The organism is Hymenobacter oligotrophus (assembly GCF_003574965.1).
Classification (GTDB): Bacteria; Bacteroidota; Bacteroidia; order Cytophagales; family Hymenobacteraceae; genus Solirubrum; species Solirubrum oligotrophum.
Genome location: NZ_CP032317.1, coordinates 525,686 through 550,666 on the forward strand (window position 1 = coordinate 525,686; position 24,981 = coordinate 550,666).

14 protein-coding genes and 1 tRNA gene are annotated in these 24,981 nt (G+C 61.0%); 6 read left to right on the forward strand and 9 right to left on the reverse strand.

Annotation, left to right across the window (positions count from 1 at the left end):
• Window positions 1–111 precede the first annotated feature (111 nt).
• The 4 genes from rlmD to D3Y59_RS02205 all read right to left on the reverse strand — a co-directional run bounded on the left by rlmD (window position 112) and on the right by D3Y59_RS02205 (window position 10,375).
• Window positions 112–1,524 carry a 23S rRNA (uracil(1939)-C(5))-methyltransferase RlmD gene (rlmD, locus tag D3Y59_RS02190; protein WP_119443554.1) on the reverse strand — a complete coding sequence of 471 codons (1,413 nt, stop codon included), beginning with the start codon at window positions 1,522–1,524 and terminating at the stop codon, window positions 112–114.
• Between the two features lie 133 nt (window positions 1,525–1,657).
• Entirely contained in the window at window positions 1,658–3,787 is a 2,130-nt protein-coding gene (locus D3Y59_RS02195; RefSeq protein WP_119443555.1) for a WG repeat-containing protein, read from the reverse strand.
• 92 nt (window positions 3,788–3,879) lie between these two features.
• On the reverse strand, window positions 3,880–8,064 hold the full coding sequence (locus D3Y59_RS02200) for a T9SS type B sorting domain-containing protein (RefSeq protein WP_162910488.1): 4,185 nt from the start codon (window positions 8,062–8,064) through the stop codon (window positions 3,880–3,882).
• A 79-nt stretch (window positions 8,065–8,143) separates the two neighbouring features.
• Window positions 8,144–10,375: a GEVED domain-containing protein gene (locus tag D3Y59_RS02205; protein ID WP_119443557.1), complete on the reverse strand. Its 2,232-nt coding sequence runs from the start codon at window positions 10,373–10,375 to the stop codon at window positions 8,144–8,146.
• Window positions 10,376–10,555: 180 nt separating this feature from the next.
• On the opposite strand from D3Y59_RS02205, the gene D3Y59_RS02210 reads away from it, so the two are divergent.
• The gene (locus D3Y59_RS02210) at window positions 10,556–11,365 is read left to right on the forward strand and encodes an SDR family oxidoreductase (RefSeq protein WP_119443558.1); all 810 of its coding nucleotides are present in this window, start codon (window positions 10,556–10,558) and stop codon (window positions 11,363–11,365) included.
• A gap of 178 nt (window positions 11,366–11,543) precedes the next feature.
• On the opposite strand, the gene D3Y59_RS02215 is transcribed toward D3Y59_RS02210, so the two are convergent.
• On the reverse strand, window positions 11,544–12,269 hold the full coding sequence (locus D3Y59_RS02215; protein ID WP_119443559.1) for a tetratricopeptide repeat protein: 726 nt from the start codon (window positions 12,267–12,269) through the stop codon (window positions 11,544–11,546).
• A 69-nt stretch (window positions 12,270–12,338) separates the two neighbouring features.
• Between D3Y59_RS02215 and D3Y59_RS02220 the strand changes: the two genes are divergently transcribed.
• Window positions 12,339–12,411 (forward strand) — tRNA-Lys (locus D3Y59_RS02220).
• 124 nt (window positions 12,412–12,535) lie between these two features.
• Here D3Y59_RS02220 and D3Y59_RS02225 read toward each other — a convergent pair.
• Both D3Y59_RS02225 and D3Y59_RS02230 read right to left on the reverse strand, forming a co-directional pair.
• Entirely contained in the window at window positions 12,536–13,897 is a 1,362-nt protein-coding gene (locus D3Y59_RS02225; RefSeq protein ID WP_119443560.1) for a sensor histidine kinase, read from the reverse strand.
• Window positions 13,887–15,272, reverse strand: a complete 1,386-nt coding sequence (locus D3Y59_RS02230; protein ID WP_119443561.1) for a sigma-54-dependent transcriptional regulator — start codon at window positions 15,270–15,272, stop codon at window positions 13,887–13,889. The genes D3Y59_RS02225 and D3Y59_RS02230 overlap by 11 nt, the downstream gene beginning before the upstream one ends.
• A 300-nt stretch (window positions 15,273–15,572) precedes the next feature.
• Here D3Y59_RS02230 and D3Y59_RS02235 point away from each other — a divergent pair, with 300 nt between their 5' ends.
• From D3Y59_RS02235 to D3Y59_RS02245, 3 genes are all read left to right on the forward strand, one after another.
• A complete protein-coding gene (locus tag D3Y59_RS02235) occupies window positions 15,573–16,832 on the forward strand; it encodes an efflux RND transporter periplasmic adaptor subunit (RefSeq protein WP_119443562.1) in 1,260 nt (419 codons plus the stop codon).
• 198 nt (window positions 16,833–17,030) lie between these two features.
• A complete protein-coding gene (locus tag D3Y59_RS02240; RefSeq protein ID WP_119443563.1) occupies window positions 17,031–17,720 on the forward strand; it encodes an ABC transporter ATP-binding protein in 690 nt (229 codons plus the stop codon).
• A gap of 54 nt (window positions 17,721–17,774) precedes the next feature.
• Entirely contained in the window at window positions 17,775–20,204 is a 2,430-nt protein-coding gene (locus D3Y59_RS02245) for an ABC transporter permease (RefSeq protein ID WP_119443564.1), read from the forward strand.
• Between the two features lie 317 nt (window positions 20,205–20,521).
• Here D3Y59_RS02245 and D3Y59_RS02250 read toward each other — a convergent pair whose 3' ends face one another.
• Complete coding sequence (locus D3Y59_RS02250) at window positions 20,522–21,298, reverse strand: oxygenase MpaB family protein (RefSeq protein WP_119443565.1); 777 nt, start codon at window positions 21,296–21,298, stop codon at window positions 20,522–20,524.
• A gap of 213 nt (window positions 21,299–21,511) precedes the next feature.
• Here D3Y59_RS02250 and D3Y59_RS02255 point away from each other — a divergent pair, with 213 nt between their 5' ends.
• A complete protein-coding gene (locus D3Y59_RS02255; protein ID WP_119443566.1) occupies window positions 21,512–22,570 on the forward strand; it encodes a LacI family DNA-binding transcriptional regulator in 1,059 nt (352 codons plus the stop codon).
• Between the two features lie 332 nt (window positions 22,571–22,902).
• Here the strand turns inward: D3Y59_RS02255 and D3Y59_RS02260 are convergent, their stop codons facing one another.
• Entirely contained in the window at window positions 22,903–24,348 is a 1,446-nt protein-coding gene (locus D3Y59_RS02260; protein WP_119443567.1) for an amidohydrolase, read from the reverse strand.
• Window positions 24,349–24,981 lie beyond the last annotated feature (633 nt).

Genomic DNA, 24,981 nt, shown 5'->3' on the forward strand with positions numbered 1-24,981 from the left:
ATTTTAAAAGGTAGAGTTAAAGTTGATTAGCCATAAAAGAAATGCAAACTCGATAAAAAAGCGCAGCCAAAGCAGATGCTCCGGCTGCGCTCAGCATTACAATACCGCAGACTACTTCAGCTCCAGTAGCACCACGTTCTCCACGTGGTGCGTGTGCGGGAACATATCCACCGGCTGCACGCGCGTAACGCGGTAGGTGTCGGCCAGCAGCTCCAGGTCGCGGGCTTGGGTGGCGGGGTTGCAGCTCACGTACACGATGCGCGGGGCGCGCAGCTCGATGAGGCGGTTTACCACATCTGCGTGCATGCCGGCGCGGGGCGGGTCGGTGATGATAACATCGGGGCGGCCGTGCTCGTCGGTAAACTCCTTGGTGAGTACATCCTTCATGTCGCCGGCGTAGAACTTGGTGTTCTGTACGCCGTTGATTTGCGAGTTCAGCTTAGCGTCTTCGATGGCCTGCGCCACGTACTCCACGCCGATTACCTCGCGGGCCTGCTTGGCTACGAAGTTGGCAATGGTGCCGGCGCCGGTGTAGAGGTCGTACACCAGCTCCGAGCCGGTGAGGCCGGCAAAGTCGCGGGCAATTTTGTACAGCTCGTAGGCTTGCTCGGAGTTGGTTTGGTAGAACGACTTCGGCCCCACCCGGAAGCGCAAGCCTTCCATCTCCTCGTGGATGTAGGGCAGGCCTTTGTAGCACACCACTTCCAGGCCGTCGAGCGAGTCGTTGCCCTTGTCGTTGAGCACGTAGTTCATCGACGTGATTTCCGGGAACAGCTCCAGCAGGTGGTCCAGAATCACCGGAATCATTTGGTGCTGGCGGTAGAACGCGGCCACCACCATGATTTCGCCAGTGCTCTTGGCCGTGCGAATGGTGAGCGTGCGCAGCAGCCCGGTGTGCTTCATCAGGTTGCCGAAGCGCAGGTTGTTGGTGCGCGCGTAGTCGCGGAACGCCAGGCGAATCTGGTTGCTCGGGTCGGGCTGCAGCCAGCAGTGCTGAATGTCGATGATCTTATCGAAGCGCGAGGGCAGGTGGTAGCCCAGTACGCGGCGGTCGTACTGCTGGGTTTCGTCGGCAATCTGCTCCGAGGTCAACCAGCCGTTGTAGCTGAAGGTGTACTCCAGCTTGTTGCGGTAATAGGTGGTTTCCTTTGAGCCAAGGATGGGCATAATCTCGGGCAGCTCAACCTTGCCAATGCGCTGCAGGGTGTCCTCCACCTGTTGCTGCTTGTACTGCAGCTGGGTTTCGTAGCCTAGGTGCTGCCACTTGCAGCCCCCGCAGGTGCCAAAGTGCAGGCAGAAGGGTTGCACGCGCAGCTCCGAGTACTTGTGGAAGTGCACGGGCACGGCTTCCAGAAAGCTCTTTTTCGACTTGGTGATGCGCAGGTCGACCACGTCGCCGGGCGCCACACCCGACACGAAAATGACGAGGTTGTTGTGGCGCACAAGGCATTTGCCCTCGGCTACCATGTCTTGTATTACCACTTCGCGGAGGTCCTCCGCGGGGATCTTCTTCGGATTGGGCATTACTTGATTCACAAGCGCAAAGATAGCCCACGGATGGTTGTGGAGGAGGCCGCTCGCCCGGATTTCGGATGGCACCCATGTGCCTCAGCAGCTGCCACCTTATCGCTTGGCTTTTCCCTAGGTGCCGTTTGCTTTATTCCCGGTAAGGGTCCATAATGCCCGAAGAAACATACTCGAGTTTGCGCCAAAACTGCCCCGGATTTACGCCGCCCATAAACTCGTTGCTGTACAAAACAACTTGCTCAAAGTCGTCGGGGTTGCGGCTGCGCTTCACCAGAACTTTGGCCCGCAACTTCGTTTGAAATTCGCCCTCGAAAGCCGGGGCCGCAAACTGCCAGTAGTGGCTGGCGGGCAAATAAACCGTGTGGTCGCTGTTGCCGCAGGAGCTGCCGGGCACGTACTCAATATCCTGCCATTGCCCCGCGGGGTTGAGGGCCTGCACCGTGAGGTACAACAAGCCGTCCTGCGCGCTGAAAAAGACCGTGTCGGCGGTGGTGTTGGCCAGCTGCATAACGGCGGCCGCGCGCGCCCCGGTTGCCGGTGAGCTGGGTTGTGGCGGCACCGTAAAGCTGAGCGCGCCGGCCCGAAAGGATAACTCACCGATTGGCTGCGGCTTATTGGTCGACTTGGCGTGGCCGCCCACACCGCCGTAACGCTCTAGCTCGGCCGGCGAGGCGGCACCGTAGGTTGCCCGGCGCATGTAATCGAGGTTTAGGGCAACCTGGGCAAGCGTATCGCCGGGCGGTTGTTGCCATACCACGGTTCCGGCAGCATCGATGTAAGCCAACCGGTTGTCGAGCACCGCCAGCCTAAGCTCGGTGCCGGTGCCCGCCGGCTCGCCAATTTGCTGGAAGCGCGGGCTGACAAGGGCGTTGGTTTTCAAGTCCCAGTAGCCGATCCGGTAATCGTACTGATTTTCTGCTTGGCTTACGTTGACGCTGAAGTACAAACGGTTGCCTAGGCGAAAAGCATCGTCGAAGGAAAACGGAAACTCCCGCGGCCCCAGCACGAAACGCCCGCTGGTATCGATGGCGCCAATACCGGCAGCGGTGCGCACCAAGGCCCATCCGCCAGCGAAGACATCGTCCGACGAGTGATTTCTTTCGAAATATATTTCCTCAATTACAGCGGTATTAAGCAAGCGGCCCCGCTTATCCAGCACCTGCCACTGGCCTTTTGAAGTTTGGGCGATGGTTTGGTTGGCGGGGTACGGCGCCAAGCGGATCAGGTCTTTGCTGCTGAACAACAGCTGGCCCCGTACATCCATCAGGCCCACTTGCTTGGTGCGCTGCTGCCGCCGGTACGATTGGCCCCGGTACGTTTCAACGGCCACTACACCGCTGCCGAAACCGGAGGCCTCGTGCGCTACGCGCATTTGCGTGGCCGGCAGCCGCAACACCAGCTCGCCCGCAGGATTGATAAACCCATCGTCATCGGTTGCCGTGGGCGAGGAAGCAGGAATGTCGACCTTTGCCAAACCCTCCTGAAAAGGCTCGATTTGGTGGTAACGCCCGAAGGGCACTACCAGCCGGCCCTGCCAATCGATTACGCCCCGGCCGGCCGAGCGGTATTTTTCGTCGGGGACGTTGGGCAGCAGCCATTCGGTTACTATCGCCCGCTCGTGGCTAAATGCGCTGATGGCGCTGTACACCGTATCAATCAACAGCCGGCCTTGCGGACTCAGCACGCCTTGCCGGCCCGTGCGCGTGGTAGCAATAAGGTAATCCGGGCCTGCTTCGCCAAAGTGAGTTTCCCAGCTTTGGTACGCGCCCTGGAACTGCACCTGGCCTGTCGGGTTGATAAGCAAGGGCGTGCCGTTGCGCCACACCGTGGCGTAGCCGTGCCGGAAGGGCTCTGCGTAATCGTAGGCCGCTGCAATTGCAAACGCCCCCTGGGCATCGATGTACCCGTAGCGGCCGTGTTGGCGCACAGCGGCCAGCCCTTCCGAAAACGGTTGTGCGCGCACAAAGCGCGGAGCAATAGCCACTTTGCCGTTCGCATCGAGGTAGCCCCAGCGTTGGCCCTGCACAAAGGCCAGGCGCACGGGCGCGGAGGCGCGGGTGGCGTCAATCAGCAAGCTGCCGCGGCCTTGCCTGGCTTGGGTGGTATCAATTGAGAGCCGAATGGCCTGGCTGCCGCGGTGCGCCCACATTAGCAACGGCTGCCGGCGGTTGGCTTCGGGCTCGAAGCTGAGGTTGTGAATAGCCTGGCTTGTTGCGCAAAAGCTAACAAGCAACATCAGAAATAGTAGCACGGAGCGCATGGGCACTAGTTACAGGATAAAACCGGGATTGGCCGCAAACAAAAAACGCCCCCGGGTGGGAGCGTTTTTTTGTTTGTGCCTGCTAGCATTTGTTAGCGCACTACCTCAAACCAGCCTTTGGTGGTTTGGCCGTTGCTCTGCTTGAACTCGAAGTAGTAGGAGCCGGCGGGCTGGTTGTCGGCGCCCCAGGTGTTGCGGTAGTTGCTGGTGCGGTACACCTGCTTGCCCCAACGGTTGAACACCGCAAAGCTGTTGCCGGGGTACAGCTCCACGCTCCGGATGAAGAACACGTCGTTGAGCCCGTCGCCGTTGGGCGTAATCACGTTGTAGAACGCCAGCTGGTTTTCAAACAACGCGTCGGCCTGGTTCGACCACGCCTCGCGGGGCTGCGCCTGCGTGCCAATGGCCTTCACGCGGAAGCCCTGGTTGAAGCCGGCAAGGCTGCTGGCAAAGCTGGCAGTGTAGGTGCTGCTGGCCGTGGCCGGCACGGTGGTTATGAGTTGCAGCTGGCCGCCGTCGGCGGTGCGGTACACCTCGTAGCGCGCCACCGGAAAGCCTAGGTAGGCGCTCCATCGCAGGGCCACTTTGCCTTCGGTGCGGGCCTGGCCGGGGTCGGCGCCGGTAAGCTCCAGGCGCATGGTGGTGTGTTGGGTGCTGCTGAGGGTGGTGCCGCAGGCGTTTACCAAGTCGAGGCGGTATTCGTAGGCCTTGTCATCGGCGTTTACGCCGGCATCGGTGTAAGCGGCGGCGGTGTTGGCCACGGTGCCCACCTGCACAAAAGCCGTGGTGGTGCCGGCGTCGCGGCGCATGATGCGTACCTGGTTGGGCGAGTTGGCGTTGTTGGGCACGTTGAGCGCCAGCGTAATGCGGCGGTCGTCCTGCAAATCAACCGAAGCCGTGTTCAGGGCCACGGTAGCATTGTCGAGTACTACGTTGAACGTAGCCGCGCAGCCCACCGCCGACGACTCCGTTACCGACACGCTGCGGGCAGTGGCCGTGGCATCGAAATCGACCTGCACCCGCTCGGTGCCCTGGCCGCTCACCACGGTGCCGCCCGTAATCGTCCATTGGTACGTGCTGCCGGCGGTGCCGGCCAGCGAGTAGCCTAGGCCCGTAAACGAACCAGGGCATACACTGCGCGGGCCCGCCACGGCCGCCGGCGTAAGCTGCGGCAGCACCGTGAACTGGAAGGTAGCAGGCACGCCCGTGCACCCTAGGTCGTTGGTTTCGCGCACCGTGAGGGTGTAGGTTACGGGGGCCGTTACGGCGGCAGGAGCCGGCACCGCAAACGTGGCCGTGGTGCCCGTGGCGGCCAGCGCCACGGGGGCTCCGCTGCCTTGCTGCACTGCCCACGCAAACGTGGAGGTGCTGGCGCCCGGCACTGAGAAGCTTACCGAGCCCGCGCCGGCGCACACGCGCCTAGGTCCGGCAATGGCCGCGGCCGCCGGGGAGGGCAGCACCGTTACGTACAAGGTATCGGAGGTGCCAAGGCAGCGCACCGAGCCCGGTTGGCTGGTTTCGGTTACCACAATTTTGCCCGTGCCGGGGCGCGTCCACTGTACTTGCAGGCTGGCTTGGTTGGTGCCCACCTGCGTGCCGCCGATAATTTGCCAGGCGTAGCTCGAGCCGTTGGTGAATTGCGTTTGGTAGGTAAAGGGGCCATCGGTTTGGCACACGCGCGTGGGGCCGGTGGGGCGCGCGGTAGCCAGCAGCTGGTTGATGCGCACCGGGAACACCACCGTGTCGGAAGAACAGCCCGCTTGGTTGAAGCGGAAAGCGCGCAGGCTGGCGTTGGCGTTGGTATTGCCCCAGTTTACGGTAACGCTGCTGGTGCCTTGGCCGCCGCTGATGGTGCCGCCCTCCACAAGCCACTGATAGCCCGTGCCGCGCGGGTTGCTGATGCTGTACGCAACCCCGCTAGCCTGCGGACAAACCGAGGCGCTGCCCTGAATGGGGTCGGCCTCCGGGCGCGGGTTTACGCGCACCAGCACCGAGTCGCGGGCCGAGCAGCCCTGGGCCGTGGTGGCCGTCAGGAACAGCTTCAGAGTTTGCGAAGTGGCTACGTTGGGGGCCGTAAATGTGGGCTGCGCCGTGGCCGCGCTGCTCAGGCCGGCGGCCGGGCTCCACTGGTACGTGTAGCCACCTAGGGCGGCCGCGCCCAAGCGCACCCGCTGGCCGGCACACACCGTTACATCGGGGCCGGCATCGGCAGTGGCGGCGGGGTTCAGGGTAACTATTACTTGGCTGGCGGCGCTGCAACCCTGCGCCGAGGTAGCCACCACCGTGTAGGTAAGCGTTTGCGGGACCGCGCCCGCGGCCAGCGTTTGGCTGAATACGGGCTGCGCCGCCGTGGGGCTGCTGAGGCCGGCGGCCGGGCTCCACTGGTACGTGTAGCCGGTTACGGCTGCGCTACCTAGGGTGGTTTGCTCGCCCGAGCACAGGGCCCGGTTTGGCCCCGCGTTGGCTACCACAGCCGGATTTACCGTTACCGTAACGCGGCCGTTGGAGCACGGCGCGCCCGGCGAGGTTACGGTGTAAGTGGTGGTTCGCGTGGGCGACACCGTGATGCTGCTGCCCGTGAAGGTTTGCCCATCGCCCGTCCACACAAAGGTGCTGGCGCCGCTGGCCGTGAGGGTTACGGGCTGGCCCGCGCAAATAGTTGGCGCCGAAGGCGTAACGCCCAGGGCAACCGCCGGCAGAATGTTGATGACGCTGGTAGCCGAGTCGCTGAGGCAGCCCAGCGCGGAGCGGTTGCGCACCGATACCCGCCCTTGGCCGCTGCCGTTCCACAGCACTTGTACCGAGGAGCCGTTGCTCGGGCCCTGAATAACACCGCCCTGCACGCGCCAGCTGTAGCCGTTGGTTGGGGCCGGGCCCGCGGCGGTGTAGGTATACGTGCGCGAAAGGTCGCAGAGCTCCTGCGTGCCCGTGAGGCCCGTGGGAGCAGCGGTTTTCGTTACAAAAATCTGAAATACCTCGGCCACGGTTTTCGAGCCGCAGGCCGCATCGGTAGCCGTTACGGCCACGTCGTAGGGGTTGGGGCGGGCCTCGCCGCAGCGCGGCGTAAAGCTGAACTGCCCGCTGGCGTTGCCGTTGCCCGATACGGTAACCGTGCCGGTGCTGGCGCCGGGTGCGATGGTGCCTGGCGAACCGGCAAACGTGGCGTTGAACCCGTTGGCCCCGTCGAGCAAGCCGCTGTTCACGCGCAGGCTCACGGGGTTGTTGTCGGCATCGGTGGCGGCCAAATTAAAGGCCAGTGTTTGGCCCTCTTCGATGGTAAACGTGCGCTGACCTAGGGTTGCCTGCGTAAACTGCGGACTTCGGTTGGGCGCGCAGGGCCGCACCACCAGCTGCACGTCGCGCCGGGTGGTGCCCACTTGCACTTCGGTACCGTTGATGCGCCGGTACTCCTTCACATCAATGGCCACCACGTACTTGCCCATGTTGGTAGCGGCAAACCGGGCAATGCCGGTGCTGGCATTGAGGGCGGCGTAGTTGCCCACGCCCGGCCCAAACGGATTCACGGCGCTAAAGCCCGGCAGGTACTGAACCGGCACCGGCGGCAGCACAAAGTTGGGGAAAGGGGCATTGCCCGCCGCTGGCGTGCCGAAGGTGTAAATCAGCCGGTCGCCGTCGGCGTCGAAAGCGTTGTTGATGATAACAGTCGTATCGCCCTGGCATACCACCACCACGGCCGTATCCGAAAAAACCGGCGAGGTGTTCGGAATGAGCGGCGGGGCCATTTCCGTGTACAACGACATGTTGGTGTTGCCCGGGCTGACGATGTTGTTCACGTCGTTGTTGCGGGCAATGTCGCTGTAGAAAGCGTAGTAGCCCTCAAACGAAACCGGCAGGTTTACCACGGCCGTGTACTTGGCCAGCGTAACCGGTACGTTGCCGCCCGGAATGGTGCAGCCCCCCGGCAAGCTGGGGTTGATGCGGACCGTGCTGGTGCGCGGAATGCGCAAGAGGCCACCCGTAGCAAACGGGCTGTTGACGGTTGTGAGCGGAATGCGGGCGTTAGACAGCGGCGATTTGTTGTAGATGGATACATCCACATCGGGGCGGCCCAGGCCGTTCGGGGTGGCCGGGCTGTCGGAGTTCACGTACACCACCACCGTAATTTGGTAGCGAAACGGCGCCGCCTGCGGGCCGTTGGCATCCAAAAACTTGTACTGCATTTCGCCGCCCAGCAAGTGCGAACCTAGGGCGGCGCTGCCACTCCACAGAAACAGTACAAACCACAAAGCTCCAAAGCGGAGTAAAGATTTCATCATATAATGCCTAAGAGAGAAGCTCATGAAGACACCGGCGGCGGGCCGCTGGCTCGCAGCGGCCCGCCGCTCAGGCGCCGTATTAGTTGCGCACCACGCGCCGGGTTACTTGCTCGCCGTTGGGAGCCGTGAGGCGCAGCAGGTACACGCCCTGCGCCACCGCCGACAAATCGAGCGTGGCGGCTTTGGCACCTCCTAGCTGCACGGCCTGCCGCCGTACTTCGCTACCTAGGAGGGTTTCGAGGGCGGCGGTGTAGGAGCCGGCCGGGGCCGCGGGCAGTTGCAGCGTCAGCAGGCCATCGGTGGTGGGGTTCGGAAACACGGCCAACCCCGCCATGGCTTTCGGCTCGCGCACGGGCAGCGCCGAGGTGATGTTAATGGAGTAATCCTCCGTTTCGGAGTTAAGCTGGTTGGTGATGCACGGGAAAGCGAAATTGGTATTGAGGCGCATCACCACGCGCATGCGCGTGAAACCGATAGTGGTGGGGGTAACAGGCACCAAAAACGAGCCGGTAGTGGTGCCGTTGGTGGTGGCGTTCAGCACCATTTCCACCGATTCGAAAACCCCGTCGCGGTTGTAGTCGATCCAGGCCGTTACGGTGCGGCCAAAATTAGTAGAGGCCGCCACGCTCAGGGTGTAGTTCAGGCCCGTACGCAGGTCTATTACTTCGCGCGTAAAGTTGCCGTAGCCGCCGCTGTTGGCGCCCGAAGCGTTGCTGTACGGCGTGGTCAAATGGCCGCCGTTCAGGCTTACGTTGGTTATCCAAACGCCTTGGTTGGTGCCGTTGGAGGCGCAGTACTGCACACACGGCACCGTAAGGGCCACGTGCCGGCGCTTCGTGATGCTTTGCACGCCGAAACTGTTGGTAACGGTCAGGCTGACATCGAACACGCCCGATTTGGTGTAGGTATGCGTGGGGTTTTGCTGCGTGGAGGTGTTGCCGTCGCCGAAGTTCCAGAGCCAGCTGGTAGGCAGGTTCTGGCTGTCGTCGCTGAAGCGCACCGTGCTCGTGCAAGTGTTGGCGTAATCGGAGCTGAACTCGGCAACCGGGGGCTGGGTGTTAGCTTGTACCAGCACGCTGTAGTCGTGGGTTTGGCCGTGTTGCAGGTTGGAGCAGGCATTGAAGCCCGAGCCCACAAAGTCCGACATAATGCGCAGGCGCAGCGGCACGTTCTTCTGGGCTGCGCCCGGAATGGTGATGGTGCCCCTAACCGGTGACGGCTGATTTAGCGAGGTAAGCAGCAGTTCGCTGTTCGCAAATTGCCCGTCGTTGTTGGTGTCGAGCCACACGCGCGTATCCTGGTTGTTGGTGCCGGTTTGCAGCGTAAGGGTGTAACGATTGCCTTCGGTTAGGGTAACCTTGCCCGTGCAAGTAAAATCCTGGTAGCCCGCGGTGGGGTTGGTGGCGGTGTTGGTGAGGGTGCCCAACTGCACCTGCGTAATGCCGTAACCGCAGCAGGCATTGCTGGTTTGCGGCGTGCAGCTGGCCGCTGCCGGCAATTGGTTGTCGTAGCGGATGTAGTTGGCGCGCGTTACCGTGTTGGTACCCGCGCTGTTGGTAGCCGTGAGCGTAACGCTGTACGTGCCGGGCTGGGCGTAGCACTTGTTGGGGTTTTGCTGCGTGGAGGTAGTGCCGTCGCCGAAGTCCCACAGCCAACTAGTTGGCGCGTTGGTGCTTTGGTCGGTAAGCTGCACGCAGCCCGAGCACGTGGTGGTGCGGTCGGCCACGAAGGACGCAACGGGCGCCTGCGTGTTGGCTTGCAGCGTTACGCGGTAGTCCTCGGTTTGGGAGTACTGCGAGGTGGAGCAAGGAGTGGGCTCGGGCGCGTTCACGTAATCGGCCGACACGCGCATGCGCAGAGCCGTGCCAAGGGTAGCGCCGGCCGGCACCCGCACGGTGCCGCTTTGCACGCCCTTGCCCGAAGCGCTAAACACCAACTCGCCGCCGCTGCCGGTGGAGGTGTTGCTGAACTGCCCGTCGTTGTTAAGGTCAATCCACACGCGCACGTGCTCGTTTACCGAGGCGTTGGTGCGCACGGCTATCGGGTAGTCCTGGCCTATCACCAAACTTGTACCGATGGTACACGCATAATCGCGGTAGCCCTCCTGCACGCCGAGGGTGGTGTTGGTAATGTTGCCCAGCGTTACGTTGAAAATGCCCATGTTGAAGGCGTACGACGTGCTGGGTGCCGAGCCCGGCGTGCACGCGCTTGGGGTGGCCGGGCATTGCGCTTGCGCGCTTCCGGCCCAAAACAAGGCCACAGGTATAAACCAAGCCGTCGACCAGCGCCGCAGGCGTAGAGGTGTTGTCATAGCAAAGCCGTAAAGGCAGGTACAATCTTTTGCCTAAATGTAGCGACTAAATGCAGCCGCACGTAACATAAGTGCTAGGTTGCCGTAGCAAACCGGCCGCAAGGCGGGCGGCCTGCCGAAAAGCCTGTAGCTTTGCCGCGTGTCGCCCTGGCTACCTAGGGGCGCCGCCAGCCACTTAGCATGCAAGGAAAAGTAGTACTTATTACGGGCGGCACCTCGGGCATTGGCCAAGCGTGCGCCCTGGTTTTTGGGCAAGCCGGTGCCCGCGTGGCCTTCACCGGCCGCGATGAAGCCCGTTTGCAACAAACCACTCAACAATTGAAGCAGCTGGGCATCAATTGCCTCGCCATTCGGGCCGATGTGGGCGACGAAGCCGACTGCCAGCGCGCCGTGGCCGAAACCGTTGCCGCGTTTGGGCAGCTCGATGTGCTCGTTAACAACGCCGGGATTTCCATGCGCGCCACGTTTGCCGATGCGTCGTTGGACGTTATCCGCAAGCTGATGCAAACCAACTTTTTCGGCACGGTTTACACCACCAAATACGCGCTGCCCTACATTCAGCGCACCCGCGGCAGCGTGGTGGGCATTTCGAGCATTGCCGGCTACCGGGGCCTGCCGGGCCGCACCGGTTATTCGGCTTCGAAGTTTGCCATGAACGGTTTTCTGGAATCGTTGCGCACGGAGCTGATGCCGCAGGGCGTGCACGTACTTACCGCGTGCCCGGGTTTCACGGCCTCCAACATCCGCAACACCGCCCTGGCCGCCGATGGCTCGCAGCAAGGCGAGTCGCCGCGCGACGAAGCCAGCATGATGACCAGCGCCGAAGTAGCCCAACACATCCTGCGCGCCGTGCGGGCACGCACGCCAGCGTTGGTGCTCACGGGCAAGGGCAAACTCACCGTGTTCTTAAACAAGTGGTTGCCCGCCAGCATCATGGACAAATTGGTGCTCAACGAGTTCAAAAAAGAAAAAGACTCGCCCGTGCGCTAAGAATATCTTTTGTGCCTCCCCAAAACACAAGCCGGCGTGCCCTAGGTGGGCACGCCGGCTTGTGTTTTGGGGAGGCAGGGCAACAGTCGGCCGCATGAAGCTTTAGGAGCGGCCTCGCGCGCCAAGCTGTACGCCTGCCCTAGGTGTGGTCTGGCTCGGCACCTAGGGCGCGTTGGTGTTAGTTAATCAGCACCAAATCGTGTTGCCGGATGTAGGCCGTGCGCCCGCGCCACAGCACCCGAAACCAAATGTCTTCTTGCCCTTGCACGAGCAGCCGGTCGCCGGCGGCAGCGGTACTCAGCCAGCTTGCGCCGGCGCTGGGCGCCGTCATGAGCACGGCCCTGGGTTGGCACACCAACCCCGTTGCGGGCGTGTCGAACACGTTCAGAAAAGCGCCGACCAGCACCAAGTACACGCCGTAAAGCAACCACCAACCGCGCGCGGCACCCCGGCGCCGCAGCACCAGCAACGTACCGGCGGCCACCGCAACCCCGAGCAAACTTTGCAGCACGGTGGGGTAGTAGCGCCGAAACGTAAGGGCCACCTGCTGGCGCCACGTACTGGGGTAGCCGGTGAGGCGGTGCGTCACGGCCAGCTCCGTCATTTTGCGCCACACCGCCGTGCTGGGGTAATGGGCTTGGTACAGATTCAGGTAATACAACGCCGAAGGGTACTGGTCGCGGCTTTCTTGCACGGCCGCCAGCCGCAGCAGCATTTGGGGGCTAGCTTGCCCTTGGCCCAATACCCGCTTGTAGAGTTGGTAGGCCTGCGCGGGCTTTCCGGCGTCGAAGAGCGAATCCGCTTTCTGAGCTAGGGTATTTTGGCCCTGAGCCTTAGCTACTTGAAAAGTAAATGCCCACAGAAACCAAAAAAACGCGACTTTTTTTGCCGAAAAGTTTGGCATCAATAATTTCGACCTACTACTTTTGTGCCACAATCAACGACAGCAGGTCGCTGAAACCACAAAGAAAACGATTCTGTAGCTCAGCTGGTAGAGCAATACACTTTTAATGTATGGGTCCTGGGTTCGAATCCCAGCGGAATCACTCTAAAGCCTCGCACTTCTGCGGGGCTTTTTTGTTTTACGCGCTTTCTGGCGTTAGGCCGTTGCTAAGCAAAACTTTAGCCCTCTGCCAAGCTCTGCGTACGTGGGCCAAACCAAAGCGCCAACTACGCGCTCCTGAACTCCAGCCGAAACACGCTGCCCTGCGCCACCGCAGATTGCACCCGAATGCTGCCTTGGTGTAAGCGCATGATTTGCTTGGCAAGGCTGAGGCCAATGCCGGTGCCGTTTTTGCGCGTGGTGAAAAACGGGATGAAGATGCTTTCGAGTAAATCAGCGGAAATGCCGTGGCCGTTGTCGGCAACTTCGATAACGGTACTGCCAAATTCGCCTAGGTAAGCCGCGAGCTGTATGCGCGGGAGCGGGTAGCCCTGCACGGCGTGGGCGGCATTTTGAATGAGGTTGATGAGCACCTGCTCAATTAGCTGCCGATCAGCCTGTATCGTTAGGTCGTGCGGGACTGTGGTTACTGTGCAGACGATGCCTTGCTCGGCGAGCTGGGGCTGTAGCAAGCGGTAGGTGCTGCTTAGCAGCTCCGCCACGCGTACCTCAGCGAGCTGCGGGGTAGTGATTTTGCTGAAGTTGCGGTATACCTCGGCAAAGCGCAGTAGCCCTTCGCTGCGGTTCTGGATTATGCCTATGCCTTCTTCCACATCGTCGAGCAAGCCGCGGTCGGTACTGAAGGGCTCGGGCACTTGCGCAAGGGCGTGCTGCACGTGCCGGCGCAGCGAATCGGCCAGCGAAGCAATGGGAGCCACCGAGTTCATGATTTCGTGCGTCATCACGCGCAGCAGCTTCTGCCAAGCTTCGGTTTGTGTTTCGTCGAGCGCCTGACTGACGTTCTTGAAAGCCACCAACGTGAACTGCTTATCCTGCAACCGGAAGCGCGTGGAGGAAAGCAGCAATTGCAAGCTGCGCTGCCCAACAACAAGCTTTACTATGGCCGAAGCACCGGGCTGTAGCTGGCCAATGGCTTCGTACAGCACTGGCTGGCGGCGCTCCAGGGCTTGAATGGTGTGCAGATACGGCAGCTCAAGGGTTTGCTTGAAGGAGTCGTTTAGCCACTCAACCTGGCCTTCGGCGTCGAACGAAATAATGCCTGTGTCGATAAGCTCGAGCAGGGTTTGAAGGTAGGTGTACTGCGCCTCGCGCTCGGCACTGAGCTGCCGGTAGGTGCTGTTAAGCTGGTTGAAGGCCGCGTGCAATGGGCGCAGCGAGCGGTCGGGGTGGTTCTCGTTGTAGTGCTGCGCAAAGTCGCGGTACTTCACGCCCAGCAGAAAGTCGGCCAGGGCTTGGTTTCCCCGCGTTACGTAGCGCGTGAGTTCCCAAAACACAAAGCCAACCAACAATACCAGCCCCACCAGCCAAGCATACCGACCGTGCACCCCAGCCAGTACGGCACCTAGTAGCAGCACGGCCAGCCCGAGCAGCCGCAACAGTATGCCAACTTCGAGGCGCTTAGAGGTCATGTTTCTCGAGGCGGCGGTACAAGGCCGTGCGGGTTAGGCCAAGCTCTTTGGCGGCTTTGGTAATGTTGCCGTTGTGGCGCTCAATCACGCGCAAAATGGTATTCTTTTCCACCTCACTGAGCTGCAGCGGGCCTTCGGGCAACGGCGGCTGGGCTGCGGTTGTGGCGGCCTGCTCCATGGGCGAGAAGGTAAAATCGTGCGGGCGGAGTACGTTGCCTTCGGCCAGGATAACGGCCCGCTCCACGGCGTGCTGCAACTCGCGCACGTTGCCGGGCCAGTGGTGCTGTTTCAGCTTGTGCAGCGTGGCGGGCTCGAACTCGGGCGCTGGCTTGCGGTTGCGCTCGGCGTAGATGCCGGCGAAGTGCCGGGCCAGCAGCAGTACGTCGTCGGCGCGGGCGCGCAGGGGCGGCAGCGTAATTTCTACGGTGTTGAGGCGGTAAATCAAATCGCGCCGAAACTCGTTGCGCGTGGCCATATCGTAGAGCGGCGCGTTGGTGGCCGAAATCAGGCGAATGTCGACGGGCACCGGCGTGTTGCTACCTAGGGGAATTACTTGGCGGTTTTGCAGCACCGTGAGCAGCTTGGCCTGCTGCGGCAGCGAGATATTGCCGATTTCATCAAGAAACAACGTTCCGCCCGAAGCGGCCTGAAAACGGCCAACGCGGTCTTCGCGCGCATCGGTAAACGAGCCTTTCTTGTGCCCGAACAGCTCGCTCTCAAAAATGCCCTCGCTCATGGCCGCCAAATCGGCCGTAACAAAGGGCTGCGCCGCGCGGTACGACTGCTGGTGCAGGGCCTTGGCAATAAGCTCCTTGCCGGTGCCGTTTTCACCTAGGATGAGCACGTTGGCCTCGGTGGGCGCAATCTTTTCGATCTTATAGAACACCTCCTGCATGGCCTCGGACTGACCTAGGATATCGGCCTCGGCAAAGGAAGCAGGGCGTTTGGGCGCTTGGCTGGGCGGGGTGGTTTTATCGAGGGAGGCGGCGCGTTGCTGCAGGGCGGCTTCCAGGGTTTCGAGCAGTTGGGCGTTGTGCCAGGGCTTTACCACAAAGTCGCTGGCGCCGGCCTTAAGCGAGCGTACGGCCGTGTTGATTTCGCCGTGGGCGGTAATCATGATAACCGTGGCAGCGGGGTCTTTTTCGCGAATACGCCCCAGCCAATACAGCCCCTCGTTGCCGGTGCCTAGGTTGCTCTTGTAGTTCATGTCGAGAAAGATGACCTCGAAGCGCTGCTTGCCCAGGAGCGAGAGCAGCAGTTCGGGATTCTTCTCCGTTACTACTTCCTGCACTTCGGTTTTGAGCAGCATGCGCATGGCGAACAGCACGTCCGTGTCGTCGTCGACTACCAACACGCGGGCTTTCTTCAGGACCATTGAACCTAGGAGTAAAAAAGGGGAGGGTTGAGCCCAGCGGCAGCTGGGCACGGCAACCGCCCGCATAAACTGTACTAAGTTCCGAAAAACTGCGGCAGCCGCCCAGGAATGCCATTTTTTAATTCCAGCAGCTACCGGCAGTGTATCGGATTCGAACAGTACAGTGTATCAAAACCGAACACTTGTTGCGTCTTGGTTAGCTAGCTATTATGTAAGTGATTGTAAATAAAGTACTTGTGATTTTGGCATTGTTCTTCGTGTGCTGTTGGTGGCTGCTTTTGAGGCGGCGCATCAAGTGCAATGGACGTTATCATCAAAAAGAAAACCTGGACCCCAACCCGCTTGCTCCTCCTAGGTGCCGCGGTGTTGGTGCTCGTGTTGGCAGGGGTGGGCTTGTTTTCGACGGCGGGTGCCGCTAAACTCAACGTCGACCCGGAGCGGCTGACGATTAGCGAGGTTACGCGCGGGCCGTTTCAGGAGTTTGTGCCGGTTGATGGCGTGGTAATGCCCATCAAAACGATTTATCTCGATGCCCCAGAGGGCGGCACCGTGCAGCGCATTTTGGTGGAAGACGGCGCCACGCTGCAACCCGGTCAACCCATCATTCAACTGGCCAACACCGACTTGCAGCTGGAGATGGTGAACCGTGAAACGGCCGTGTTCGACTTGATGAACAACCTGCACAACACGCGCAACCTGCTGCAGCAAAACCGCATTCAGCAGCTCAACCAACTGGCCGACATCGACCACCAGCTGCAAGAAGCCAAGCGCGTGCACGACCTGAACAAGACGCTCTACGAGCAAAAGGTGATTTCGCGGCAGGATTTTCTGCAGAGCCAGAACAACTACCAATACCAGCAGCGCCGCCGGCAGCTTACGCGCCAGGCCCTGCGGCAGGATTCGGTAACCATGCGTCTGCAAATCAGCCAAATGGAGCAGTCGGTGGGGCGCATGCAGGCCAACCTAGCCCTGATGCGTCGCAAGCTCGACGACCTCACGATTAAAGCACCCGCGGCAGGCCGCATTACCTCCCTCAACGCCGAAATAGGGGAGCTAAAAACCCGTGGCCAGCGCATCGGCCAGCTCGATATGCTGAGCGGCCTGAAGGTGCGCGCCACCGTCGACCAATACTACATTTCGCGCATCTTCCCCGGCCAGAAGGTGGAAGCCGCCGTGAACGGCAAACCCTACCAATTGCAGGTAACCAAAATTTACCCGCAGGTAACCCAAGGCCTGCAGGTAGATATGGAGTTTGTGGGCGCCACGCCCGCCGACATTCGGCGCGGGCAAAGCCTGCCCGTGCGCCTCGCCCTCAGCGACCAAACCCAGGCTGTGCGGGTGCCCAAGGGTGGTTTTAACCAGAAAACCGGCGGCAACTGGGTGTTTAAGGTGAACGAGAACGGCACCAAGGCCTACCGCACCGACATCCGCCTAGGTCGGCAGAACCCCGATTTCTACGAAGTGCTGGAAGGCCTAAAGCCCGGCGACCGGGTAATTACCTCCAGCTACGAAGGCTACGAAAACATGGGCGAGCTGGTGCTCGAAGCCAAGCACGAGTAAGCCCGCCAACCCATAACCCTAGGTGCCGAGCAGCCCGCAGCAGCGGCAACAGCAACCCGACGCCGGATGCTAAGTGAGTGAGTGACAACCAACCGCACTGCCTTGCCGCTGCGGCGCTGCTTGCACCTAGGGCCAATACCACACCGCAATACCCGCCTCTTTTCCACAACCTCTCTCACGCCGATACCCTCAACCACCATGATCAAGATTGAGAACCTCGAGAAGATTTACCGCACCGACGAGGTGCAAACCAAAGCCCTCAACAACGTGTCGCTCGCGGTAAACGAGGGCGAGTTTGTGGCCATAATGGGCCCCTCGGGCTGCGGCAAATCGACGCTGCTGAACATCATTGGCTTGCTCGACGAGCCCGACGGCGGCAGCTTCCGGTTTGGTGGCACCGAGGTAGCGCACGTAAGCGAGCGGCAGCGCTCCAAGCTGCGCAAAGAGCACATCGGCTTCGTGTTCCAGAGCTTCAACCTGATTGATGAGCTGACGGTGGCCGAAAACGTGGAGCTGCCGCTGATTTACCTGGGCATGGGCGCAGCCGAGCGCAAGCAGCGCGTGGAGCAGGTGCTCGAGAAGATGAAGATTATGCACCGCCGCAACTACTTTCCGCAGCAGCTTTCGGGTGGGCAGCAGCAGCGCGTGGCAGTGGCCCGGGCCGTGGTAAACAACCCCAAGCTCATTCTGGCCGACGAACCCACCGGCAACCTCGACTCGCGCAACGGCAACGAGGTAATGGAGCTGCTCACGGAGCTGAACGAGGCCGGCACCACCATCGTGATGGTGACGCACTCGGAGCACGATGCCCGCTACGCCCACCGCGTAATTCGCCTGCTCGATGGCGAAGTAGTGCTCGAGAATGTGCAACAGCCCTTTACGGTGTAGGGCAGCCGCGCCGCAAGCCCTAGCTAACGCATCAGCTGCTCAACTTCCACAGCCATGTTCAAGAACTACCTTCTCGTGGCCTACCGCAACTTGGTACGGCACAAGAGCTTTTCCCTTATCAACATCTCTGGCCTGGCCCTAGGTATTACGGCCTGCTTGCTGATTGGCCTGTTTGTGCACGACGAGCTGCAGTTCGACAAGAACGTGCCCGACGGCGAACGGATTTACCGGGTGTACACCCAGCAGACCAAAACCGACGCACCCGAAACGTTTGCGCCGGTTGCGCCCATGTTCGCCACCACGCTCAAGCAGGAGTTTCCGGAAGTGGAGCAAACCATGCGCATCCTGATGCAGAATTCGGTGAATCTGCTGGAAGTAGGCGACAAGAAAATTTACGTGGGAGACGACCTGATGGTGGACTCCACGTTTTTCGATGTGTTTCAGCTGCCCTTTAAGTACGGCTCGGCGGCCAAAGCGCTGAGTGCCCCTACCTCCATTGTGCTGACGGAGGAGGTAGCCCGCAACTTCTTCGGCGACGAAAACCCCATTGGCAAGGAGATTAAAGTCGATAAGTCGACTTTCAACGTAACGGGCGTACTGGAAAACAGCCTGGACAAGTTTCACCTGAAAGTCAACTTCATCATTCCGCTGGCGGCGGCCGAACTGCCGGCCGAGCGCATGAAAAAGTGGGGTTGGCAGCAGTTTTTTACCTACGTGAAGCTCCGCCCCGGCGCCGATGCCAAGCAAACGCAAGCCAAGCTGCGGGCCTACCTGAACGATAAAGTACAGCCCACGCTGCCCCCCGACGAGAAGCTCACGAACGTACCGGTGTTGCAGCCCCTGCACCAAATACACCTGTATTCGTCCAACTTCAAGTACGATTCGTCGGTGAAGGGCAACATTACCTACGTGAAGGCGCTCAGCCTCATAGCCGTGTTCATCCTGCTCATCGCGGGCTTCAACTTCGTGAACCTGGCCACGGCCAAATCGATGCAGCGGGCCAAGGAAGTGGGCGTGCGCAAAACCATTGGCGCCAGCCAGCAACAGCTAATGTTGCAATTCCTGAGCGAAACGGTACTGCTCACGCTGGTGAGCGTGGTGCTGGCGGCGGTATTTACCTCCTTGCTGCTGCCCGCGCTCAATGCCTTCACGGGCAAAACCATGGAATTTGATTTGCTCGCCAACCCCGCGCTGCTGGGCGTGCTGGTGCTGCTGACGGTGGTGGTAGGCCTGGTGGCCGGCTTCTATCCGGCGTTGGTACTATCGAGCTTTAAGCCCGTGAAAGTGCTGAAAAGCGCGGTGGTTACCGATGGCATTTTTGGCCGGGTGCAGTGGTTGCGCCACGGGCTGATTGTGGTGCAGTTTGCCTTGTCGGTGTTCCTGATTATTTGCGCCTTGGTGGTGTTCAGGCAGGTGTCGTACCTGCACAACAAGGAGCTGGGTTTCAACCGCGAGCAGATCATGTTCTTCCCGATGCGCGGCCAAAACATGAACCAGCAGCACGAGGCGTTCAAGAACGAGCTGAAGCAAGTGCCGGGCGTGGTGTCGGCCAGCATCGGCTACGGATTCCCCGGCGACCAAGTAGCCGGCGACGGCATTATCGTGCCTGCCAACGGCGAGCGGAAGGATCATCCGGTAACGCAGCTGATGGTTGATTACGACTACCTGAAAACCCTAGGTCTGCAGCTGGTGGCCGGCCGCGATTTTTCGAAAGAGCTGACTACCGACAAAGACCAAGCCTTCATCATCAACGAAACGGCCGTAAAGGAGCTGGGCTTCGGCACGCCGCAGCAGGCCCTGGGCAAACGCCTCGAGTGGGAGGTATGGAACGACCGCAACCCCGATTCGTTGAAAGTAGGCAAAGTGATTGGCGTGGTAAAGGATTTCCACTACAAGAGCCTGTACGACAAGCTGGAGCCTGCCGTGCTGCAGATCTTCCCCGGCGCGTACTGGAAAGTAGCCGTGAAGATAAAGTCCGACAACCTCGGCAGCTCGGTGGATGGCGTGAAGCAAGTGTGGGCCAAGTTCAGCCCCGAAAGCCCCATCGAATACAAGTTTCTCGACGACAACTTCGAAGAAATGTACCGGGCCGAAGACAAGCTGAACACGCTGCTGTGGGTGTTTACGGGCATTGCCATTTTTGTGGGCTGCCTGGGGCTGTTTGGCTTGGCTACCTACGCCGCCGAGCGCCGCAAAAAAGAAATTGGCATTCGGAAAGTACTGGGCGCCGACGTCTCGACCATTGTAGGGCTGTTGTCGAAGGAATTCCTAAAGCTGGTATTGGTGGCGGCTATTATTGCCTTCCCGGTGGCGTGGTACGTGATGCACAAGTGGCTGCAAGATTTTGCCTACCGCATTGATATGCCGCTGTGGGCCTTTGTGGTGGCGGCCGTTGCTGCCGGCACCGTTGCTTTCCTGACGGTGAGCTACCAGGCAGTGCGGGCCGCTACGGCTAACCCAATCAATAACCTGCGGGCAGAGTAGCACAAGCTATTTGCTTCGAACGCACACGGCGGCCCTAGGTACCTAGGGCCGCCGTGTGCGTTCGGGGCCCAGGGGTTGTGGGCGTCAGTTACAAGCGTGCTCTTTTGTCGGCTTGGTACGCAGCCGGCTGGGCCTTGGTGGGCTGAGGTCCCGTTACGGGCACCAGCAGCACGGGCACTGGCGGGGCCAATGGCCGCCAACATCAGCACCTAGTAGCTACAGTCGAAACTCAGCAGTTGGCGGTGCGGCAAGCCACTTGCGTGGGCAATACTACCAACTGTTCAAGCCCAAGAAGCACTGATCTTCGTCGACAACGGCTAGTGCATCGACGGTACGGGCTCGTGGTCGAGGGCCAGGATTTGGGCGCGGTATTCGGCGGGCAACAAGCCGATTTTGGCCCATTGGCTGAGTTTAAGATGCTGCGTGTGGCGGTACAGCGGCATGACGGGGCGCAGCCACGGAAACCTGCCCAGCGGCAGCAGCTGGCGCACTTGCGGCGGCGTTACCATCAGCTGAGCTTGGCGCAGCAGCTGGTAGCGCAAGGCACCTAGGTGGCGGCGGTACTGCCTATACAAATCAGTGGTAAATCGGCTGTGCTCGAGGTGCTCGGCCAAGTGCTGTTCGCGCATTGGCACCCACTCGGGGTAATTAGCCGGCAAGCCCGGTATGCCCATGCGCCGGCCCACGCGGCCGAACACATCAAATACCTCTGCCTTTTCGGGGAGGGTAAGGGGGCGCTCCAGCAGTTCGTAGGCCCGGATGGAGTAATCGATGAGCATAAACAGCACGTCGCGGTAGGCCCAGTCGGGAATGGCGGTGCCGCGCTTGGCCTCCACGCCGGCATGAATGGCGGCAATGGTATCGATGGCGCGGTTGGCGGCGTCGCGCTCGGCAAACACGATGCGGCGGGCGTACTCCACCGTCGAGAACAGGCGGCCCAGCGGGTCGGCGGGCAGCTTACCTGTGAAATACAGCCAATCGACGGCCTTGTTCAGCGCAAACTCAGCCGCCGAGCCGGCAAAAATGAAGAGCACGGTGTCGGCCTTGCCCCAAATGGTGCGCACTACCGAGTTCGTGGCAACGAAATACTCCATACAAAAGCAAAGCAAAATGCCGCAGCTGCGAGTTCGATTAAACGAGCGTAAGCGCGGCAATTTCAGGTAGTTTAGCCGTTATCAAACGACTATTCGCCCAAAAACAACGGCATGTTTTATCTTGTATTCCGGCTCGCGTGTTTCCGAACCGGCTGCAGGTTATGAATTTTGCATAACCGACGTGCGGTTTCCTATTGTTTGCCCCGTCCTCCTATGTCAGCCAAAAAGCCTCACGCTTCTATTCGGGATATAGCCCGCCAGCTCAACCTGTCCACCTCCACCGTTTCGCGCGCCTTGTCCGATCACAAAGACATCAGCGACGCCACGAAGGCGCGGGTGCAGGCATTGGCGCAGGAGCTCAACTACCGGCCCAACCAGCTGGCTGCCGCCTTGCGCAAGGGCCGTAGCCAAACCATCGGCGTTATCGTGCCCCACATCAAAGGGTACTTCTTTCCGGCCGTGATGAACGGCATCGAGAAGGTAGCTACCCAGGAAGGCTTTAAAGTGATGATGTGCCAGAGCAACGAGGACCTAGGGCGCGAGCAGCAAAACGTAGAGGCCCTGCTTGATGCGCAAGTCGAGGGCATTTTGGTGTCGGTTTCGGCCACCACCTTTGCCGAGGTAGCGCACTTCGAGCAGGTGCGGCGCCACGGCACGCCCTTGGTGTTTTTCGACCGCGTGCCGGAGCTGGAGCAGAGCATGGCCGTCATCCTCGACGATTTCCAGGGCGCCTACCACGCCACCACGCACCTCATCGAGCAGGGCTGCACGCGCATAGCGCACGTGGCCGGGCCGCAGCACCTCAACACCAGCCGCAACCGCTTTTTGGGCTACCGCGAGGCCTTGCAGGCCCACGGCTTGCCCTTCGACGAGCGGTGGGTGTATTCGTTGCCGGCCCTCACGCACGAGGCCGGCCGCGAGGCCATGCAGCACTTGCTCGGCCTGCAAGCCAACTTCGACGGTGTATTTGCCGCTTACGCCATCCCGACGGTGGGCGCGCTGGAGGTGCTGCGCGAACACGGCCTGCGCGTGCCGCAAGACGTAGCCCTCGACTGCTTCAGCAACGAGCCCTTTACGCTGATGACGCAACCGCGCCTGACGGTAGTAGACCAGCGGGCCGAGCAAATGGGCGAAACCGCCGTGCGCCTGTTCTTGCAGCTGCTGAAGCGCGGCCCGGCCTACACGCCGCCCCACGTGGTGCTCAAGCCCGAGCTAATTGTACGGGAGTCGTCGTTGCACCGCTCGCACGAGCAAGTGCTGGCTGGGGTGTAGCCGTAGCGCCGTTCCCCAAGCTGTCATTGCGAGCAAAGCGAAGCAATCGGTCCTGAGCAGAGGACAACCTTTCACCCAGCTAAACCGAAATGCACCTAGGGCTGTAGCGCGGACTTGGTTACGCCGCCTTCCTGCGGTTCAGCCCGCGTTTGCCAGAACAGCCGGTGATGCGCGGTTTCGCCCCAACGATTTCGTTCACGCCAACGCGGATTGAAGTCCGCGCTACACCGGATGCCATAGGTCCGAAAACAAAAATTACTATCCCGGGACGCGGACTACAACCGCAGGTCGGCGTAGCCAAAGTCCGCGCTATGGCCGCGTTCCTCCTTGCCTTAGTCGCGGTAATTGAGGGCGGGCTTGCGGTTGCCGAGCAGCGGCTTGTACTGGTAGCTGCCGATGTCCTGATTGAACTCCTCCTTGGCTTGGCTGAGCAGGTCAGGGTTGGTGAGCAAATCAAGAGCGGTAAGCGTCATGGTTTTGGCCGCTACAAGCATGCCTTTGGTGCCGATTTCGGTGCCGCCGCAAGCCACGGCCTGCCAGCTGTGCGCAGCGGTGCCGGGCACCCACGTGGCCGCCTCCAGGCCCACGGTAGGCACCGTGTAGCTAACATCGCCCACGTCGGTGCTGCCGCCGCCCTCGTGCATGGTGTAGGGGCTGATGCTGGCCGCGGCTTCGAGCGGCGGCGCCGCGAACCCAAACGAAGCCTGAATTTTGCGGCCGAACTCCTGCTCTTGCGGCGAGTACTGCACGCCGCCCACGCGCGTAAGGTTTTGCTGCAGCGCCTTGGCCAGCGTTTCGTTCAGAAGCAAATCGTGGGTGCCGCCGATAACTTCGTACTCCATGGAGGTGCCGGTGCCTAGGGCGGCGCCTTCGGCCGCTTTCACCACGCGGGCAAAAATGGCCGCCACGTCGTCTTTCTTGGGGTGGCGCACATAGTAATACACCTCGGCGTAATCGGGCACCACGTTGGGAGCCTTGCCGCCGCTGGTAATTACGTAGTGAATGCGGGTTTCCTGCGGCACGTGTTCGCGCATCAGGTTTACCATGTGGTTCATGGCCTCCACGGCATCGAGGCCGCTGCGCCCGCGCTCGGGCGCCATGGCCGCGTGCGCCGATACGCCCCGGAAGCGAAACTTAGCCGACGAGTTGGCCAAGTAGTTGTTGAGCATGGTGCGGTTTTCGTTGGCGGGGTGCCAGTGCACCACGGCATCTACGCCTTTGAACAGCCCGTCGCGTACCATGTACACTTTGCCGCTGCCGCCCTCCTCGGCGGGCGTGCCGTACACTTTAATGGTGCCTTTCAGCTTGTGTTGTTGCAGCAGCTTTTTCAGCTCGATGCCCGCCGCCACGCTGGCCGCCCCAAACAAATGGTGCCCGCAGCCGTGGCCGGCATCTTGGCCCGCCACCGCCTGCTTGGCCGGCACAGCCTGCTGCGACAAACCCGGCAGGGCGTCAAACTCAGCCAATATGCCAATTACCGGTTCGCCGCTGCCGTAGGTAGCCACAAATGCCGTAGGTATTTCGGCCACGCCAGCTTGCACGTTGAAGCCATTGGCGCGCAGCGTTTTCTGTAGCAACGCCGAGCTGCGGGTTTCTTTGTAGCCCACCTCGGCGTAGTCCCAAATTTGCAGGGCCACTTTGCGGTAGTCGGCGTAGCTGCCTTCCAAGTCTTTCAGGGCCTGCTGTTTGAGGGCTTCAACGGGGGCAGTGTCGGCGGGGCCCGAAGCCGCGGTCAGCAACAACGTGCCAAGCAGCAACGCAGCGGTAGCAGTTCGCATCGAGTGAGTTTGATTTAAGAACAGGGGAGAAGGCAGCTGCGGCCGGCTGCGGTGCACAAATTAGCGGAAACCCGGCATTTGGGAGCGGCGCTGGAGCAGGCGTCGTGCCCATTGTCAGCCAAGGGGTGCCAATGGGCACCGGGGCGTTTAGGGACCTAAGGTTTGCCGTGGGGGCATCAGGTCAGCGGATTCCTGGCGCGAGCATTAGCCCGCAGGGCGCGACCCGTGCTGCGGTATGGATGAGAGTCTTCAGACTCCCGTGCCGCCGACGATGGCTGTGGTGGAAAACTACCCGGATGATGGAAGTCTGGAGACTCCCACCCACGCGCCGGCCCGAGTCGCGCCCTGCGGGCTAAGACGCGCGCCAGTGTCTTCAGTGCTCAGGCTAATTACCTGCGCCAGAAATAACGCCAATGGAAAACGTACAACAAGCCCGCCGCAGCGGCCAGCGGCATGGTACCCAACGCGCGCTGGGGTTGCTAGCCGGCCCGGCAGCGCGGGCACCTAGGGCATGGGCAGCCGCGTACCGAGTGGCCTTTGCCCGGGCGTGGGCAGGCGCCGGGCCGGCAATTTGGCCACAGCGCGCCAAAGTACGTAGGCAGTAGCGTCGCAATGCAGCTTCGGGTTGCAGTA